The following is a 14,854-nucleotide window of genomic DNA, read 5'->3' as shown; positions in this document are numbered from 1 at the left end:
TTTCTGCAATAGCGTTTGCTTATTGGCTGTATTTGCCGCACTCGGCAGGTATACTCTGGAGCCTTGACTTATTTTTCCCTTAACTGACGGGAGTTGTTACACCCCATGCTGCAAGAAATTATGCAATTCGTTAGCAAGCATCCCATACTGAGCCTGGCTTGGATTGGCTTGCTCGTTGCCGTGATCGTCATGACGTTCAAAAGCCGTTTCTCCAAGGTGAAAGAGATCGCTCGTGGTGAAGCCACCCGCCTGATTAATAAAGAAGATGCGGTGGTGGTTGATACCCGCAGCCGTGATGATTTCCGTAAAGGCCACCTGGCCAATGCCATCAACCTGACGGCGAGTGAAATCAAAAGCGGCAGCCTGGGCGAACTGGAAAAACACAAGGCTCAGCCGATCATCGTGGTTTGCGCCAACGGCACCGCGTCCCGCGAGCCGGCGGAAAACCTGAGCAAGGCCGGTTTTGAAAACGTGGCCATGCTGAAAGACGGTATTGCCGGCTGGAGCGGGGAAAACCTGCCGTTAGTGCGCGGTAAGTAATTCTTTAACGTATTTGAGGTGGTAATCCATGGCTAACATTGATATCTACACCAAAGCGACCTGCCCGTTCTGCCATCGCGCCAAAGCGCTGCTGAACGATAAGGGCGCTGCGTTTAACGAAATCGCCATTGATGGCGATAATGAAAAACGCGAAGCGATGATTGCGCGCAGTGGGCGCACCACCGTGCCTCAGATTTTCATCGATGGCCAACACATCGGCGGCTGCGATGATTTATATGAACTCGATGCTCGTGGTGGTCTGGATCCGTTGCTTTAAACGGGCCGCTGCCGGTTACTGAGTGTCAATAAGGACGTTTAACCAAGGGTATTACACACATGTCAGAACAAAACAGCACAGAGATGGCTTTCCAGATTCAGCGCATTTACACCAAGGATATCTCCTTCGAAGCGCCAAACGCTCCGCAGGTTTTCCAGCAGGAATGGCAGCCAGAAGTTAAACTGGATCTAGATACCGCTTCCAGCCAACTGGCTGACGAAGTGTATGAAGTTGTACTGCGCGTAACCGTGACTGCGTCTCTGGGCGAAGAAACTGCGTTCCTGTGTGAAGTGCAGCAGGCGGGCATCTTCTCTGTTGCAGGCATCGACGGTACGCAGCTGGCGCATTGCCTGGGCGCATACTGCCCGAACATTCTGTTCCCGTATGCGCGTGAGTGCATCACCAGCCTGGTTTCTCGCGGCACATTCCCGCAGTTGAACCTGGCACCGGTTAACTTCGACGCGTTGTTCATGAACTATCTGCAACAGCAGTCGGAAGGCGAAGGTGCCGCACCACATCAGGATGCCTGATGAACACCGTCAATGCTTCAATGACTGTTATCGGTGCCGGCTCGTACGGCACCGCATTAGCCATTACGCTGGCGCGTAACGGCCACCCCGTGGTGCTGTGGGGGCATAACCCCGAGCAAATTCAAAAATTGCAGCGCGACCGCTGCAACCAGGCGTTTCTTCCCGACGTTGCCTTCCCCGACACGCTGTTGCTCGAAGCCGATTTGGCACGTGCGCTGGCTGCCAGCCGCGATGTGCTGGTGGTGGTGCCAAGCCATGTGTTCGGTGACGTATTGCACCAGTTGAAACCGCATCTGCGCCCGGATGCCCGCATCGTGTGGGCGACCAAAGGGCTGGAAGCGGAAACCGGCCGGCTGCTGCAGGACGTGGCGCGAGAAGTGCTGGGCGATGATATCCCGCTGGCGGTGGTCTCAGGGCCAACGTTCGCCAAAGAGCTGGCCGCTGGGCTGCCGACCGCGATTGCGCTGGCTTCCACCGATACTCAGTTCGCTGAAGATCTGCAACAGCTGCTGCACTGCGGCAAAAGCTTCCGCGTTTACAGTAACCCCGATTTTATCGGCGTGCAGTTGGGTGGGGCGGTGAAGAACGTGATTGCCATCGGTGCCGGGATGTCGGACGGCATCGGCTTTGGCGCCAATGCGCGTACAGCATTGATTACCCGTGGCCTGGCGGAAATGAGCCGCCTCGGTTCCGCGCTGGGCGCCGATCCGTCTACCTTCATGGGCATGGCCGGTTTGGGCGATCTGGTGCTGACCTGCACCGATAATCAATCGCGCAACCGCCGCTTCGGTATTATGCTGGGGCAGGGAAAAGGCGTGCAAGAAGCGCAAGACAGCATCGGTCAGGTAGTCGAAGGCTACCGTAATACCAAAGAGGTGTTGGCGCTGGCGCAACGGCACGGTGTGGAAATGCCGATTACCGAGCAGATTTATCAGGTGCTGTACTGCCATAAAAATGCCCGGGAAGCTGCGTTGAGCCTGTTGGGGCGTACCAAAAAAGACGAAAAGTACAGCGTCTGATCTCCATACCCCGGGGATTTCAGGCCACCGCCAACAACGGCTGGGCCTGAGAGGCGGCAAGTATAAAACCGATATGCAGGGCAGCATGCTGACCCGGCGATTGATTTGGGCTGCCTGACCGTGATGCGGTGGGGCAGCCTGTTTTGCAAGGTGGAGAGGAACCTGATGTCGTCAGAAGAGTTAGAGCAGGTCTGGAAGAGCATCAAATCAGAAGCGAGAGAGCTGGCTGAGTGTGAACCGATGCTGGCTAGCTTTTTCCATGCGACGTTGCTCAAGCATGAAAACCTGGGCAGTGCGCTCAGCTATATTCTGGCAAACAAGCTGGCAAACCCGATTATGCCGGCTATTGCGGTGCGTGAAGTGGTGGAAGACGCCTACCTTGCCGATAAGCAGATGATCGTCTCGGCTGCGCGCGATATTCTGGCGGTACGCCTGCGCGACCCGGCGGTAGATAAATACTCGACGCCGCTGCTGTATCTGAAAGGTTTCCATGCGCTACAGGCTTACCGTATCGGCCACTGGTTGTGGCTGCAGGGGCGTCAGGCGTTGGCGATTTACCTGCAAAATCAGATTTCGGTCGCCTTTGGCGTGGATATCCACCCAGCGGCTACCATCGGCTGCGGCATTATGCTCGACCATGCCACCGGCATCGTTATTGGTGAAACCGCAGTAGTAGAAAACGACGTATCTATCCTGCAGTCGGTCACCCTTGGCGGTACCGGTAAAACCAGCGGCGATCGTCATCCGAAGATCCGCGAAGGCGTAATGATTGGCGCCGGGGCTAAAATTCTCGGCAATATCGAGGTGGGCAAAGGTGCAAAAATCGGTGCTGGCTCGGTAGTGTTGCAATCGATACCGCCGCATACCACTGCCGCCGGGGTACCGGCGCGTATCGTGGGCCGGCCGGAAAGCGATACGCCTGCGATGGATATGGATCAGTACTTCAACGGCACTAACCAGGGTTTTGAATACGGCGACGGCATTTAAAACCGGTTTGCTGATGCATAACATCGGGGGAGCTTTTTGCTCCCCCGATGTTTTCCGCCAGAGAATTAACCCTGTTTCGGGAATTTTACGATATCGGTAACCATGTTATCGATTGCCGCTTTGACCTCGTTCGCCGTCACCGGCGCGGAGTCATTGCTGACGGTCTTGCCATAGCCCTTGCGCACCACTTCCATCACCGTTTTGCCGGTATCTTGATCGATCAGTTGCGCTTCGAGGAACAGCGTGGTGTTTTGCGTGCGGTGGCCGCTGACGGCCATGGTGCTGGCGATCACTGCGGTAACCGGGGTCACTTCATAGAACTTCATATCTTCATTTTCAGCCGACACGGCGGTGATCGCCACCTTGGCGAGCAGCACGCGCGGTCCTGACGGGCTTTGCAGCACGGTCATTCGCTCGCTCAGTGCGGCGTTGATTCGCAGATTGGCGTAGTCTTTGATTTTGTTCAGCGTATCCTGGTTGACGCGTGCCGTCGGTTTGGCCGCCGGGTAATAGGTCACAGGAGAAAAATAGACGCCACGGTAATTGGATTCTTTAAAGGTAGGATCGATCCAACGCAGCGTTTTATGGCCGGTGGCCGATTCGGTTTCCTGCAGCTTGCTGTAATCGCTCAGAAAACCTGAATACTGCTGCTTATTTGCTACTTTAGACGAACAGCCCGCCAACAACAGGCCTGTTGCCAGCACTGCCATGGCAACGCTCAAGCGTTTTTTTTTCATACGATTTCCTATGATGAATGTCTATTACCCTTACAAAACATAGCTCATTATCCTCTGTTGTAGCGAATGTTTTGGGGCCAGACGTGCACTGCCTTTACATACTTTGTCAGGATCGTGATGCGTCGAGGGTTTTAGAGGTTGAGGGCTCGCGAAAGCGCAAACAATTCAGCTTCAGCTCTCTCCAGCGTCGTTTCCTGAGCTTCCTGCCATTCTGGCAGCAGTGGCCAGAGATCTTGCTGATTTTCGGCTTGCCGGCACCAGACAAAACGATCGTGCCAGTCGCCCAATGCGCTTTGCGCCGTTTTCAGGCAGGCGGCGGCTTCCGGTGTGACAAGTGCGAATTGGGGGTAGGTGTCGGCAGCATAGCGCACCCGTTTGATCAGCAGGCGCAGCCGGTGGCGATCGTAGTGCGTATCGGCCAGCGCCAGACGCAATTGTTTAACTTGCCGGGACAGGCGATCAGCAACGCGGCGTTTTGCGTGCCGGCGTTTGGCCCGCCGGAAGCTTTTCGGCCAGCCATGCAGCAATTTGGGAAAGCGGAACAGCAAGGGATGTGACGCCAGGGCAAGGTTGCGGCTTTGCAGTTCGGTTTTGCGGACGTTGGTTTGCCACTCTAGTTGATGTCGCGCCAGCTCGGCAATCAGCACTTCCAAATCGCGTATCGGCGTGGTGAGTTTCCCCAGGCTGGCGGCAGCGTTGTCGAGCTGTGCGACGCCGGGTATGCCACGCAATGGCCTCAGCAGGCTTCTGATACGCCGCAGGTTGATGCGTACATCATGCAGAGCCTCGGTGTCCGTCGGGTCCTGTAAACGCAGCAGCGCCTGACTCAGCGCGTTTTCAAGCCTGCGGAACTGGGCGATGATACTCTCTGTGAAAGCCATGCGATGTCCCCGGAGAGGCGATCCCGTTGAGATTATCCTCCCCGTAGCGCCGATTGTCACCGCTTAAGGTTTAATCAGTGCGCCGGCATAGTCCAACTGCCGCCAGGCTTCGTATACCACCACTGCGACGGCATTCGACAGGTTCATGCTGCGGCTTTGTGCCTGCATCGGAATGCGGATTTTCTGCTGTGCAGGCAAGGCCTCGAGGATCTCGGCGGGCAAACCGCGAGTTTCTGGTCCGAACAGCAGGTAGTCGCCGGCCTGATAGCTGACCGCGCTGTGCGTTGGAGTCCCCTTGGTGGTCAGGGCAAACAGCCGCTGTGGGTTTTCGCTGGCGATAAAAGCGGCGTAATCGGCGTGGCGCCGGATATTGGCGAATTCATGATAATCCAGGCCGGCGCGGCGCAGCCGTTTGTCATCCCATGGGAAGCCCATCGGCTCTATCAGATGCAACTGAAAGCCGGTATTGGCGCACAGGCGGATAATATTGCCGGTATTGGGTGGAATTTCAGGTTCAAATAAAACGATATTCAGCATGTAAAAGGCCCCTCATGAAGAGGGGCGCAGAATAGCAAAATCTTGCTGACCTGTCTTAGGCGATCAACGCTGGTGCAGCGGGAGCCATAGCACCAGCCGCAGGCCGCCAAGCGGGCTGTCTTCCGCTTTCACCCAGCCGCGATGTTGATTGACTGCCGCCTCTACAATCGCCAGGCCCAAACCGGTGCCGCCCGAAGCGCGATCGCGGGCTTCGTCGGTGCGATAGAACGGCCGGAAAATCTGTTCGCGATCTTCCTCGCTGACGCCAGGGCCGTCGTCGTCGACCACAATAGTGATGCCCTGATTGTCGGCGCTGAATGCCACGGCAATGCGCGTGTGCGAATAGCGCAGAGCATTACGCACGATGTTTTCCAGCGCGCTGTCTAAAGCGCCTGGGTTGCCGAACAGTGTCCAGGGCCCTGGAGGGGAGGTGACTTCCAGATGTTTACCCATTTGCTCGGCTTCGAATCCGGCGTTATCCAGCACGTCGGCCCAGAGCTCGTTGGCCAGCAGCCGCTCACGCGCCAACTCGCTTTTTTGCTGCCCGCGCGACAGCACCAGCAGATCGTTGATCATCGAGTCCAGACGTTGAGCCTCGGTTTCGATGCGCGCCAACTCATGCCCTTCACCGTGACGTCGGCGCATCAGCGCGGTAGCCAGTTGCAGGCGGGTGAGCGGTGTGCGCAGCTCATGCGAGATGTCCGAGATTAGCCGCTGTTGGGCGGTCATCATGCGCTCCAGCGCACTAACCATCTGGTTGAAACTGGCACCGGTGGCCAGAAACTCTTGTGGCCCGGCTTCCAGCTCCGGATGCTGTTTCAGGTTGCCGCGCGCGACGTCATCGGCGGCGTTTTTCAACTTGCGCGCCGGTTTTGCCAGGCTCCAGGCCAGCCACAGCAGCAAGGGAGCGCTAATCAGCATGGTGACGATCAGCAGCAGCAGCGGCCGGTCGAACATCAGGTTGATAAAATCGGATTGCGGGCTATTGGCGGGACGAATGAGATACAGCTGATAATTGTCCTCGCCGTCGCGTACCGAGAACGGACCGACCAGTTCGACGCGGCCGTATTTTTTCTTCTTCGGATGATCAGAATTATCAGACTGGCCGATAAAGTTACGCACCAACTGCATTTCGTTGCGTTGCATGTTACCAATCACGCGGCCTTCGCTGGTGACCAGAAGCAGGCGCTGCCCCGGCGGGGCCCATTTTTCGATGGCGCGGAATAAACGCCGCCACCACATCAGGTCGTTGGCCGGATCGTTTTGCAACTCGGCCTCGACGTGCTGCTCTACCATTAATCCCTGCCGCTGCTCGCTGTCCAGCAGCGAGGTCATTTGGCGGGAGTCGAGCTTGGGCACCATCAACACCAGCATCAGCACCAGGGCTAATGTGAACCAAAAAATGGCGAAGATACGTGCCGTCAAACTGTTGATCATGTTGCCGATACCATTAAATAACCCCGGCCGCGCAGGGTCTTGAACCACGGATGGCCGTCTTTGCGGTTCGGCAGTTTACGCCGCAGATTGGAGATATGCATATCGATGGCGCGATCGAATGGCGTCAGGCGTTTACCCAGCACTTCCTGACTCAGCAGCTCACGCGACACGACCTGGCCGAGGTGCTGCGCCAGCAGATACAGCAGAGTAAATTCGGTGCCGGTGAGATCCAGCGTTTGGCCGTCAAAGCTGGCTTCCTGGCGACCCGGATTGAGCTGCAGGCCGTCAACGTCCAGCGTCGGTGCGCCGGTATCGACATTCTGCTGCTGTTCGCTCCAGTTGGAGCGGCGCAGGATAGCGCGGATACGCGCCACCAGCTCGCGATCGTTAAAGGGTTTCGGCAGGTAGTCATCGGCGCCCAGTTCCAGGCCCAGCACGCGATCCAGTTCGCTGCCGCGTGCGGTCAGCATAATGACCGGCGTCTGGTGATGCTGGCGCAGCTCTTTCAAGGTATCGATACCGTTTTTCTTCGGCATCATGATATCGAGCAGCAGCAGATCGATGGAGCTGTCGAGCAGCGACAACGCCTGTTCGCCATCGTAAGCAACGACGATAGTAAAACCTTCCATTTCAAGCAGTTCTTTTAACAGCGAGGTCAGCTCGCGGTCGTCGTCAACTAACAGAATTTTGTTCATTATGTTTTACCTCCTGACGCAAAATACGTCATCAACTGTTGGCATTCCATGACTTTACGTAGTTTTACATGCACTGACGCATGTTTGCAGGTGCAGCAGTACACTGCTCCTCGTTGATTCGCAAAGTGAGAAAGAACGAGGAGTTAAAATGCGTAAGGTGACCGCATTAGTTATGGCATCAATGCTGGCAATAGGTTCTACCGCTGCGTTTGCTGCCGAGACTACATCGGAAACTGCACCGACTCCCGGAAATGATGCGATAACCAGAACCCCTGGCCAGCACCACATGTTCGACGGTGTCAGCCTGACTGAACAGCAGCGCCAGCAAATGCGCGATTTAATGCGCCAGGCGCGCCACGATCTGCCTGGTGTCAATGTAGCTGAAATGGAAGCCATGCATAAACTGGTGACCGCAGACAAATTTGATGAATCCGCCGTGTATAGCCAGGCGGAAAAGATGGCTCAGCAACAGGTTAAGCGCCAGGTCGAAATGGCCCGGGTGCGTAATCAAATGTATAACCTGCTGACGCCAGAGCAAAAAAATGTTTTAGACCAGAAGCATCAGCAGCGCATGCAGCAGATGGAGCAACAAATTTCTGGTTTGCAGCAAACTTCTGCCCAGAAGTTGAGTATGACTGAGTAATCCCCTGTTTTTCCTTGCCATAGACACCATCCCTGTCTTCCCCGCCATGATGGCGGGGCTTTTTTTGCCTGTCATTCCGTTATACTGGCCCTCTCACGTTTTACCCAGGGTAGGTTATGGAACCGCAATATGCGCGTCTGGTGAAGTCTGCCGCGTTAGCAGTCACCGTGTTGGCCTCCACGCTGTTACTGATAAAGATTGTCGCATGGTACCGCACCGGCTCGGTGAGCCTGCTGGCTGCACTGGTGGATTCCCTGATGGACATTGCCGCATCGCTGACTAATCTGCTGGTGGTACGCTACTCGCTGCAACCGGCCGATGAGGAACACACTTTCGGGCACGGCAAGGCGGAGTCGCTGGCGGCGCTGGCGCAAAGCATGTTTGTTTCCGGCTCGGCGCTTTTTCTGTTTCTGACCGGTTTTCAGCATCTGTATTCGCCGGAAACCTTGCGCGCTCCCGGCATCGGTGTTGCCGTGACGATCGTTGCGCTGTTCAGTACCCTGATCCTGGTCACATATCAGCGATGGGTGGTCAGAAAAACTCGCAGTCAGGCAGTACGCGCAGATATGCTTCATTATCAGTCAGATGTCATGATGAATGGTGCTATTCTTATTGCGCTTGGGCTAAGCTGGTACGGTTTTCAGCGTGCAGATGCGCTGTTTGCATTGGGAATTGGCGTCTACATTCTCTATAGCGCGCTGCGGATGGGCTATGAAGCGGTACAATCGCTGCTGGACAGGGCATTGCCGGATGACGAGCGTCAGGCGATTATCGACGTAATTTCTTCCTGGCCGGGGGTGAAAGGCGCACACGATCTACGTACTCGCCAGTCCGGTCCGACGCGTTTTATCCAGTTGCATCTGGAGATGGACGATGCGCTGCCGCTGAGACAGGCGCATATTCTGGCCGAGCAGGTGGAGCAGGCGCTGCTGCATCGTTTTCCAGGGGCGGATGTCCTCATCCACCAAGACCCTTGTTCCGCGGTGCCAACGGGCCGACAGGGGCGTTGGGAGCTATAATTAATGCAGGGCGGTCAGGATAAGTTCGGCGGGCGAATGGCGAGTTAGCTCAGCGTGCCATGCCGATTTTTTACCGTAATATTGCGTGACTTGAATCAATTCAGCTGGGTGTTTTTGTTATAATATCCAGCAATAAAGCCGTAACGCTGGTTTTCTGCAACCGGAGAGGTTCCAAGGCAATCGGCGAATACAGAATTCTTAAGAAATTGCATCTACAGTTCAGAGGTAGTCATGATCAAGAAAATCGGTGTACTGACGAGTGGCGGTGATTCGCCGGGTATGAATGCTGCGATCCGTGGTGTTGTGCGTGCCGCGCTTTCGGAAGGTCTGGAAGTTTTTGGTATTTACGATGGCTACCTTGGTTTGTACGAAGATCGCATGGAACAATTGGACCGTTATAGCGTGTCCGATATGATCAACCGCGGCGGTACCTTTCTCGGTTCAGCGCGTTTCCCGGAGTTCAGAGACGACAGCGTACGCGCCAAGGCGATTGAAAACCTGCACAACCGCGGTATCGATGCGCTGGTAGTGATTGGGGGCGACGGCTCCTATATGGGTGCCAAGCGCCTGACGGAAGAAGGTTTCCCTTGTATCGGCCTGCCGGGCACCATCGATAATGACGTGGCCGGCACTGACTACACTATCGGCTTCTTCACCGCGCTTGAAACCGTGGTCGAAGCGATTGACCGCCTGCGTGACACTTCATCTTCACATCAGCGTATTTCCATCGTTGAAGTGATGGGGCGTTATTGTGGCGATCTGACGCTGGCGGCGGCCATCGCCGGCGGTTGTGAATTTATCGTGTTGCCTGAAACCGAATTCAACCGCGAAGACCTGGTCTGTGAAATCAAGGCCGGTATCGCCAAAGGCAAAAAACACGCGATTGTGGCGATCACCGAGCACATCTGCGATATCGATGAACTGGCGCGTCATATCGAACAAGAAACCAAGCGCGAAACCCGTGCTACCGTGCTGGGGCATATTCAGCGCGGCGGTTCGCCGGTGGCTTACGACCGTATTCTGGCTTCCCGCATGGGTGCTTACGCCATCGAACTGTTGTTGCAGGGTTACGGCGGCCGTTGCGTCGGTATCCAGAACGAGAAGATGGTGCATCACGACATCATCGATGCGATCGAAAACATGAAGCGTCCGTTTAAGGGCGACTGGCTGGATACGGCGAAAAAACTGTACTGATCTCCTTTCAGTCCGGCAATAACAAGCCTCCGCGTGCGGGGGCTTTTTTTTGTTTGTTGTGGTTATATTCCAGAATCGTCTAGCCCAAAATTTTTTATTCTTTAATTGGCGAGAGAGTTTCTGGCAGGCTCTGATGCTAAATCAACCGACTGAGGTTGCGATTATTTTTCCTGGGAGAGCGAGTCGATGCGTAAATGGGGTGTAGGTCTGACAATAATGCTGCTGGCGTCCGGCGCCATGGCGAAAGATATTCAACTGTTGAACGTTTCGTACGACCCGACGCGCGAGTTCTATCAGGAATACAACACCGCATTCGGTAAATACTGGCAGCAGCAGACCGGCGACAAAGTGACTGTGCGTCAGTCGCATGGCGGTTCCGGCAAGCAGGCTACCTCGGTGATTAACGGTATTGAGGCCGACGTGGTCACACTGGCGCTGGCCTATGATGTGGATGCTATCGCCGAACGTGGCCGTATCAACAAAGACTGGATCAAACGTCTGCCGGACAACTCCGCGCCTTATACCTCGACCATTGTGTTCCTGGTGCGCAAAGGTAACCCAAAACAAATTCACGACTGGGCTGATTTGATTAAACCGGGCGTGTCGGTGATTACACCGAACCCGAAAACCTCCGGCGGCGCACGCTGGAACTATCTGGCTGCCTGGGGTTACGCGCTGCACCATAACAATAACGATAAAGCCAAGGCGCAGGAGTTCGTGAAAAACCTGTATAAAAACGTTGAAGTGCTGGATTCCGGTGCGCGTGGCTCAACCAATACCTTCGTCGAACGCGGTATCGGCGATGTGCTGATCGCCTGGGAAAACGAAGCGCTGCTGGCGGAAAAAGAGCTGGGTAAAGACAAGTTTGAGATTATCACTCCGAGCGAATCGATCTTGGCTGAACCTACCGTGTCAGTGGTGGATAAAGTGGTCGATAAGCGCGGTACCCGCGAGGTCGCCAATGCTTATCTGAAGTATCTGTATACGCCGGAAGGGCAGACCATCGCGGCGAAAAACTACTACCGCCCGCGTGATGCGGCAGTGGCGGCCAAGTTTGTCGATCAGTTCCCGAAACTGAAACTGTTCACCGTGGATGATACCTTCGGCGGCTGGACCGAAGCGCAGAAGGTGCATTTCGCCACCGGCGGCGTGTTCGATGAGATCAGCAAACGCTGATCGCCAATTTTCGTCAACAAAAAAATCAACATGAACTGCACCCCAAAAGTTGGATATCAACAGATTAAGGTGCAGTTGAAATAATTCTGTCAACCGACTTAGTCCTTATGCTGATGCCGCCATGTGAACGACCACTTGACCGTCCTGTGACCATAGCTGCAATTTTTTAATGCTAGTTGGAATAGTTAGGTCCAGAAAGTGAAGCTGATGGCGAAGGGCGAGAGCCTCCAGCACTGCCATTCCATGATGGCCCGATTGGGACTTGAGGAATGGGGACATTTACGGGACCATGATTATAGCCCCCTGAACCACCGTCTGCACTGCACCACCAACAGCGCCAACACCGGCTCCAACAATGCCCCCACCACTTGCAGCTGCAAGCCCTGCTCCCCAAGCCATATTATTGCCTAAATTATTCATCAATTGTGTATTTGGATCTTTTCCTCCTGAAATAGCGTTCAGCATGGCGTCACTAAGTTCCTTCATTGTTTCATCCTTTTGTATATAGTAAATATTACTGTGTCTATAACCAAGGCGGTTAGCGACACGAGTAAAGATTTAATAAAGAAAATCTCATCCATGTCGTTGCTGTTATTAACAAGTGATCTGGAGATGGGGTATAGGAAACCAGTAAAAAAAGAGATCGCAAATACATAGGCCAGGTGAATGGAGTTGTTTTTACCATTCTTATATAAATATATAATACAGGCCATAATGGCGAAAAAAAGTGGAGAAAAAGCAAATGTGAACATTAATCACTCCCTGATATTCGGTACATTTTCCCTGATCCTATTCGATAATAATTCTCATTTCAACCATTTAAAAGGAACGCTTCTATATAGCAGTGGTGTTCGGGGATTACCATTGGTATGGGGTTAACAATAACGTTAATCCCGTAATTAACAGAATAAGGGAAATAGGGATGAATGATGGTATATCTTGGATAAGGGTTGTTGCTGAGGAGCGAGTTTTTGTGCGTAGAGGCCAGCCTGTTAACTGCACTGGTTTTATTAGATAAAAGTCCTGTCCTTACGGTCAGGACTTTGTTATTTCAGGCCGAATGAAATCAGGCTTTTTTAGCGGCTGCAGCGGCTTTGACGATCACGGCGAAAGCGTCAGCTTTCAGTGATGCGCCGCCAACCAGCGCGCCGTCGATGTCCGGCTGGGTGAACAGCTCGGCAGCATTTTTATCGTTCACGGAGCCGCCGTACTGGATGATCACTTCTGCAGCGACTGCAGCGTCCTGCTTGGCGATGTGATCGCGGATAAATTTGTGTACTGCCTGTGCCTGCGCAGGGGTAGCGGACTTGCCGGTACCGATGGCCCACACGGGTTCATAAGCGATAACGGTGCCTTTGAACGCTTCAGCACCCTGAGTTTTCAGCACGGCGTCGATCTGGCGTGCGCAAACTTCCTCGGTTTTACCCGCTTCGTTCTCTGCATCGGTTTCACCGATGCACAGCACCGGGATCAGACCGGCCGCTTTCAGCACGGCAAATTTTTCGGCGATCGCCGCGTCGGTTTCTTTGTGGTAAGTGCGACGTTCGGAGTGGCCGATGATGATGTATTGCGCGCCTACATCTTTCAGCATGTCAGCGGAAACTTCGCCGGTGAATGCACCGGACAGGTTCACGTCTACGTTTTGAGCGCCCAGAGCAATGCGGCTGCCGGCCAGAGCGTGCTTGGCCTGATCCAGGTACATTACCGGCGGTGCAATAGCGACGCCACAACCGTCAACGCTGCTCAGTTCATTGCGCAGAGCGGCAATGAGTTCGTTAACCATCTGAGTGCTGCCGTTAAGCTTCCAGTTACCCATAACTAATGGATGACGCATGTTTTTTCCTCCAACAAGGGAACGCGAGAGTCTAAATAACCACTGCCGGACCGGCAGTTTACCTGGCCAACAGTATAGAGATGATTAAGCGCGAAGGCTTTGCTTTTCGTCATTAAATGCCGTGCTGTTAAGGCTCGGATAACGCCAGCTTAACCGGTTCAACCGCGAAAGTTATCCCTTTATCGCCGTTGTCCGACACCACGTAGCGAATCGCGCCGACCTGCTGTTGGTAGAAGCGTGAGCCTTTACCCTTTTCCAGCAGGCTGGTCACTTTTGCCAGGCTTTGTTCCACCGTCAGCGCAGGTTCAAATTGGCGCATCAGCGCAGCCATGTAGTTGACGGCAACGCTGCGAGCAGCCTTCTCTTCGCCGCTTTGTTGCAGCGGCAGGTGCGTGATCTGCAGCGTTTTGATTTTACCGGTGCCCTTTTCCAGCGCGGTGGAGGCATAGAGGTTTTCATTCAGCTTGCTGGCGGCGCGCGTCAGCAGTGGCGAGTCATCTTCTGCGGTTGCGATGGCGCGAAACTCGCCGATCGGCAGCGTTGGATTATCGCGGTTGTATTTTTCGCGGAATTTTACCACCGTCAGATCAAACGTCGGTGCACCGGCCAGCAGATACGGTGCGGTGGGCGAAGCACTGGCGGCGGCATCCGGCGGATCGGCCCAAGCGTTGCCGATACTTAGCAACAGGCAGGCGAAGGCGGTGGTTTTTCTCAGCATGGCATACATGGCATCAAGAACAAAGATGACTCCGATTAAAGCGATAACCAAGGGGGATTGTCAAAGATCCCGCGCCATTATCGCTTGCTGACAGGAAAGCTGTGCGTTACTCCGCGTAATAGCAGGGCGTAAATCTCTGCCCAGCTGCGCCTATGTTACACTGCGCGACAGAATATGGGCAGGCAAAGAGCACAGGAATCGATGACGTTACAGCAGTGGTGTTTTTCTTTTAAGGGCCGCATCGGGCGGCGTGACTTCTGGATCTGGATGGGGGCCTGGCTGGTATTGATGGCCGCAGCTTTTACTCTGGCGAACTACCAACTGGTGGCTATCCAGTCGATCGCATTCTTCATTGTTGCGTTGCTGTGGCCAACGGCGGCGGTGCTGATTAAACGGCTGCACGATCGCAACAAGGCCGGTTGGTGGGCGCTGTTGTTGATTCTGGCGTGGATGTTGGCGGCGGGCAATTGGCAGATGCTGGCACCAATCTGGCAGTGGGGCGTTGGGCGTTTTATCCCGACGCTGATTATCGTAATGATGATGATTGATCTCGGCGCCTTTGTCGGCACCCCAGGGAACAACCGTTTCGGCCCGGAGGCCGAGCCGGTCAGGTTCCGCAGTAAATAACCC

Annotated in this window: 18 protein-coding genes; 10 read left to right on the top strand and 8 right to left on the bottom strand. The window is 54.6% G+C overall.

Annotation, left to right across the window (positions count from 1 at the left end; translation table 11 throughout):
• Positions 1 to 105: 105 nt before the first annotated feature.
• The 5 genes from D4100_RS24500 (at position 106) to cysE (ending at position 3,353) form a co-directional block, all read left to right on the top strand.
• The gene (locus D4100_RS24500) at positions 106 to 540 is read left to right on the top strand and encodes a rhodanese-like domain-containing protein (RefSeq protein WP_004953261.1); all 435 of its coding nucleotides are present in this window, start codon (positions 106 to 108) and stop codon (positions 538 to 540) included.
• Positions 541 to 568: 28 nt separating this feature from the next.
• Positions 569 to 817 carry a glutaredoxin 3 gene (grxC, locus tag D4100_RS24495; RefSeq protein WP_006317728.1) on the top strand — a complete coding sequence of 83 codons (249 nt, stop codon included), beginning with the start codon at positions 569 to 571 and terminating at the stop codon, positions 815 to 817.
• Positions 818 to 876: 59 nt separating this feature from the next.
• The gene (gene secB / locus D4100_RS24490; RefSeq protein ID WP_006317729.1) at positions 877 to 1,347 is read left to right on the top strand and encodes a protein-export chaperone SecB; all 471 of its coding nucleotides are present in this window, start codon (positions 877 to 879) and stop codon (positions 1,345 to 1,347) included.
• Positions 1,347 to 2,366 (top strand): NAD(P)H-dependent glycerol-3-phosphate dehydrogenase, encoded by a 1,020-nt coding sequence (gene gpsA, locus D4100_RS24485; protein ID WP_006317730.1) that lies wholly within the window; start codon positions 1,347 to 1,349, stop codon positions 2,364 to 2,366. The genes secB and gpsA overlap by 1 nt, the downstream gene beginning before the upstream one ends.
• A 165-nt stretch (positions 2,367 to 2,531) precedes the next feature.
• Positions 2,532 to 3,353 carry a serine O-acetyltransferase gene (gene cysE, locus D4100_RS24480; RefSeq protein ID WP_006317731.1) on the top strand — a complete coding sequence of 274 codons (822 nt, stop codon included), beginning with the start codon at positions 2,532 to 2,534 and terminating at the stop codon, positions 3,351 to 3,353.
• Positions 3,354 to 3,418: 65 nt separating this feature from the next.
• Here cysE and D4100_RS24475 read toward each other — a convergent pair whose 3' ends face one another.
• The 5 genes from D4100_RS24475 to cpxR form a co-directional block, all read right to left on the bottom strand.
• Entirely contained in the window at positions 3,419 to 4,090 is a 672-nt protein-coding gene (locus D4100_RS24475; protein WP_119805429.1) for a DUF3313 domain-containing protein, read from the bottom strand.
• 131 nt (positions 4,091 to 4,221) lie between these two features.
• A complete protein-coding gene (locus D4100_RS24470) occupies positions 4,222 to 4,971 on the bottom strand; it encodes a CHAD domain-containing protein (protein ID WP_119805428.1) in 750 nt (249 codons plus the stop codon).
• Positions 4,972 to 5,034: 63 nt separating this feature from the next.
• Complete coding sequence (gene trmL / locus D4100_RS24465; RefSeq protein WP_119805427.1) at positions 5,035 to 5,508, bottom strand: tRNA (uridine(34)/cytosine(34)/5-carboxymethylaminomethyluridine(34)-2'-O)-methyltransferase TrmL; 474 nt, start codon at positions 5,506 to 5,508, stop codon at positions 5,035 to 5,037.
• Positions 5,509 to 5,571: 63 nt separating this feature from the next.
• Positions 5,572 to 6,945: an envelope stress sensor histidine kinase CpxA gene (cpxA, locus tag D4100_RS24460; RefSeq protein WP_006317735.1), complete on the bottom strand. Its 1,374-nt coding sequence runs from the start codon at positions 6,943 to 6,945 to the stop codon at positions 5,572 to 5,574.
• Positions 6,942 to 7,640 carry an envelope stress response regulator transcription factor CpxR gene (gene cpxR / locus D4100_RS24455; protein WP_004953234.1) on the bottom strand — a complete coding sequence of 233 codons (699 nt, stop codon included), beginning with the start codon at positions 7,638 to 7,640 and terminating at the stop codon, positions 6,942 to 6,944. Before cpxR ends, cpxA begins: the two co-directional genes overlap by 4 nt.
• A 148-nt stretch (positions 7,641 to 7,788) precedes the next feature.
• On the opposite strand from cpxR, the gene cpxP reads away from it, so the two are divergent.
• The 4 genes from cpxP to D4100_RS24435 all read left to right on the top strand — a co-directional run bounded on the left by cpxP (position 7,789) and on the right by D4100_RS24435 (position 11,672).
• The gene (cpxP, locus tag D4100_RS24450; protein WP_043912136.1) at positions 7,789 to 8,283 is read left to right on the top strand and encodes a cell-envelope stress modulator CpxP; all 495 of its coding nucleotides are present in this window, start codon (positions 7,789 to 7,791) and stop codon (positions 8,281 to 8,283) included.
• Between the two features lie 116 nt (positions 8,284 to 8,399).
• Entirely contained in the window at positions 8,400 to 9,302 is a 903-nt protein-coding gene (gene fieF, locus D4100_RS24445) for a CDF family cation-efflux transporter FieF (RefSeq protein ID WP_119805426.1), read from the top strand.
• A 231-nt stretch (positions 9,303 to 9,533) separates the two neighbouring features.
• Positions 9,534 to 10,496, top strand: a complete 963-nt coding sequence (pfkA, locus tag D4100_RS24440) for a 6-phosphofructokinase (RefSeq protein WP_006317738.1) — start codon at positions 9,534 to 9,536, stop codon at positions 10,494 to 10,496.
• 186 nt (positions 10,497 to 10,682) lie between these two features.
• A complete protein-coding gene (locus D4100_RS24435; RefSeq protein WP_006317739.1) occupies positions 10,683 to 11,672 on the top strand; it encodes a sulfate ABC transporter substrate-binding protein in 990 nt (329 codons plus the stop codon).
• Between the two features lie 279 nt (positions 11,673 to 11,951).
• Here the strand turns inward: D4100_RS24435 and D4100_RS24430 are convergent, their stop codons facing one another.
• From D4100_RS24430 to D4100_RS24415, 3 genes are all read right to left on the bottom strand, one after another.
• A complete protein-coding gene (locus D4100_RS24430) occupies positions 11,952 to 12,158 on the bottom strand; it encodes an E492 group microcin (RefSeq protein WP_276330842.1) in 207 nt (68 codons plus the stop codon).
• Between the two features lie 580 nt (positions 12,159 to 12,738).
• On the bottom strand, positions 12,739 to 13,506 hold the full coding sequence (gene tpiA / locus D4100_RS24420) for a triose-phosphate isomerase (RefSeq protein WP_006317741.1): 768 nt from the start codon (positions 13,504 to 13,506) through the stop codon (positions 12,739 to 12,741).
• A gap of 127 nt (positions 13,507 to 13,633) precedes the next feature.
• Entirely contained in the window at positions 13,634 to 14,224 is a 591-nt protein-coding gene (locus tag D4100_RS24415; RefSeq protein WP_043912141.1) for a DUF1454 family protein, read from the bottom strand.
• Between the two features lie 201 nt (positions 14,225 to 14,425).
• Here D4100_RS24415 and D4100_RS24410 point away from each other — a divergent pair, with 201 nt between their 5' ends.
• Positions 14,426 to 14,851: a DUF805 domain-containing protein gene (locus D4100_RS24410; RefSeq protein WP_006317743.1), complete on the top strand. Its 426-nt coding sequence runs from the start codon at positions 14,426 to 14,428 to the stop codon at positions 14,849 to 14,851.
• Positions 14,852 to 14,854: the final 3 nt, after the last annotated feature.

The organism is Serratia inhibens, from assembly GCF_003591175.1.
GTDB lineage: Bacteria > Pseudomonadota > Gammaproteobacteria > Enterobacterales > Enterobacteriaceae > Serratia > Serratia inhibens.
This window is presented reverse-complemented; position numbering and strand designations above follow the sequence as displayed.

Coding starts and splice junctions, on each gene's coding strand:
- pfkA (WP_006317738.1), top strand. CDS start 9,534: ATGATCAAGAAAATCGGTGTACTGACGAGTGGCGGTGATTCGCCGGGT.
- D4100_RS24415 (WP_043912141.1), bottom strand. CDS start 14,224: ATGCTGAGAAAAACCACCGCCTTCGCCTGCCTGTTGCTAAGTATCGGC.
- D4100_RS24500 (WP_004953261.1), top strand. CDS start 106: ATGCTGCAAGAAATTATGCAATTCGTTAGCAAGCATCCCATACTGAGC.
- D4100_RS24410 (WP_006317743.1), top strand. CDS start 14,426: ATGACGTTACAGCAGTGGTGTTTTTCTTTTAAGGGCCGCATCGGGCGG.
- D4100_RS24475 (WP_119805429.1), bottom strand. CDS start 4,090: ATGAAAAAAAAACGCTTGAGCGTTGCCATGGCAGTGCTGGCAACAGGC.
- D4100_RS24470 (WP_119805428.1), bottom strand. CDS start 4,971: ATGGCTTTCACAGAGAGTATCATCGCCCAGTTCCGCAGGCTTGAAAAC.
- tpiA (WP_006317741.1), bottom strand. CDS start 13,506: ATGCGTCATCCATTAGTTATGGGTAACTGGAAGCTTAACGGCAGCACT.
- cpxR (WP_004953234.1), bottom strand. CDS start 7,640: ATGAACAAAATTCTGTTAGTTGACGACGACCGCGAGCTGACCTCGCTG.
- gpsA (WP_006317730.1), top strand. CDS start 1,347: ATGAACACCGTCAATGCTTCAATGACTGTTATCGGTGCCGGCTCGTAC.
- D4100_RS24435 (WP_006317739.1), top strand. CDS start 10,683: ATGCGTAAATGGGGTGTAGGTCTGACAATAATGCTGCTGGCGTCCGGC.
- cysE (WP_006317731.1), top strand. CDS start 2,532: ATGTCGTCAGAAGAGTTAGAGCAGGTCTGGAAGAGCATCAAATCAGAA.
- D4100_RS24430 (WP_276330842.1), bottom strand. CDS start 12,158: ATGAAGGAACTTAGTGACGCCATGCTGAACGCTATTTCAGGAGGAAAA.
- grxC (WP_006317728.1), top strand. CDS start 569: ATGGCTAACATTGATATCTACACCAAAGCGACCTGCCCGTTCTGCCAT.
- cpxA (WP_006317735.1), bottom strand. CDS start 6,945: ATGATCAACAGTTTGACGGCACGTATCTTCGCCATTTTTTGGTTCACA.
- secB (WP_006317729.1), top strand. CDS start 877: ATGTCAGAACAAAACAGCACAGAGATGGCTTTCCAGATTCAGCGCATT.
- cpxP (WP_043912136.1), top strand. CDS start 7,789: ATGCGTAAGGTGACCGCATTAGTTATGGCATCAATGCTGGCAATAGGT.
- trmL (WP_119805427.1), bottom strand. CDS start 5,508: ATGCTGAATATCGTTTTATTTGAACCTGAAATTCCACCCAATACCGGC.
- fieF (WP_119805426.1), top strand. CDS start 8,400: ATGGAACCGCAATATGCGCGTCTGGTGAAGTCTGCCGCGTTAGCAGTC.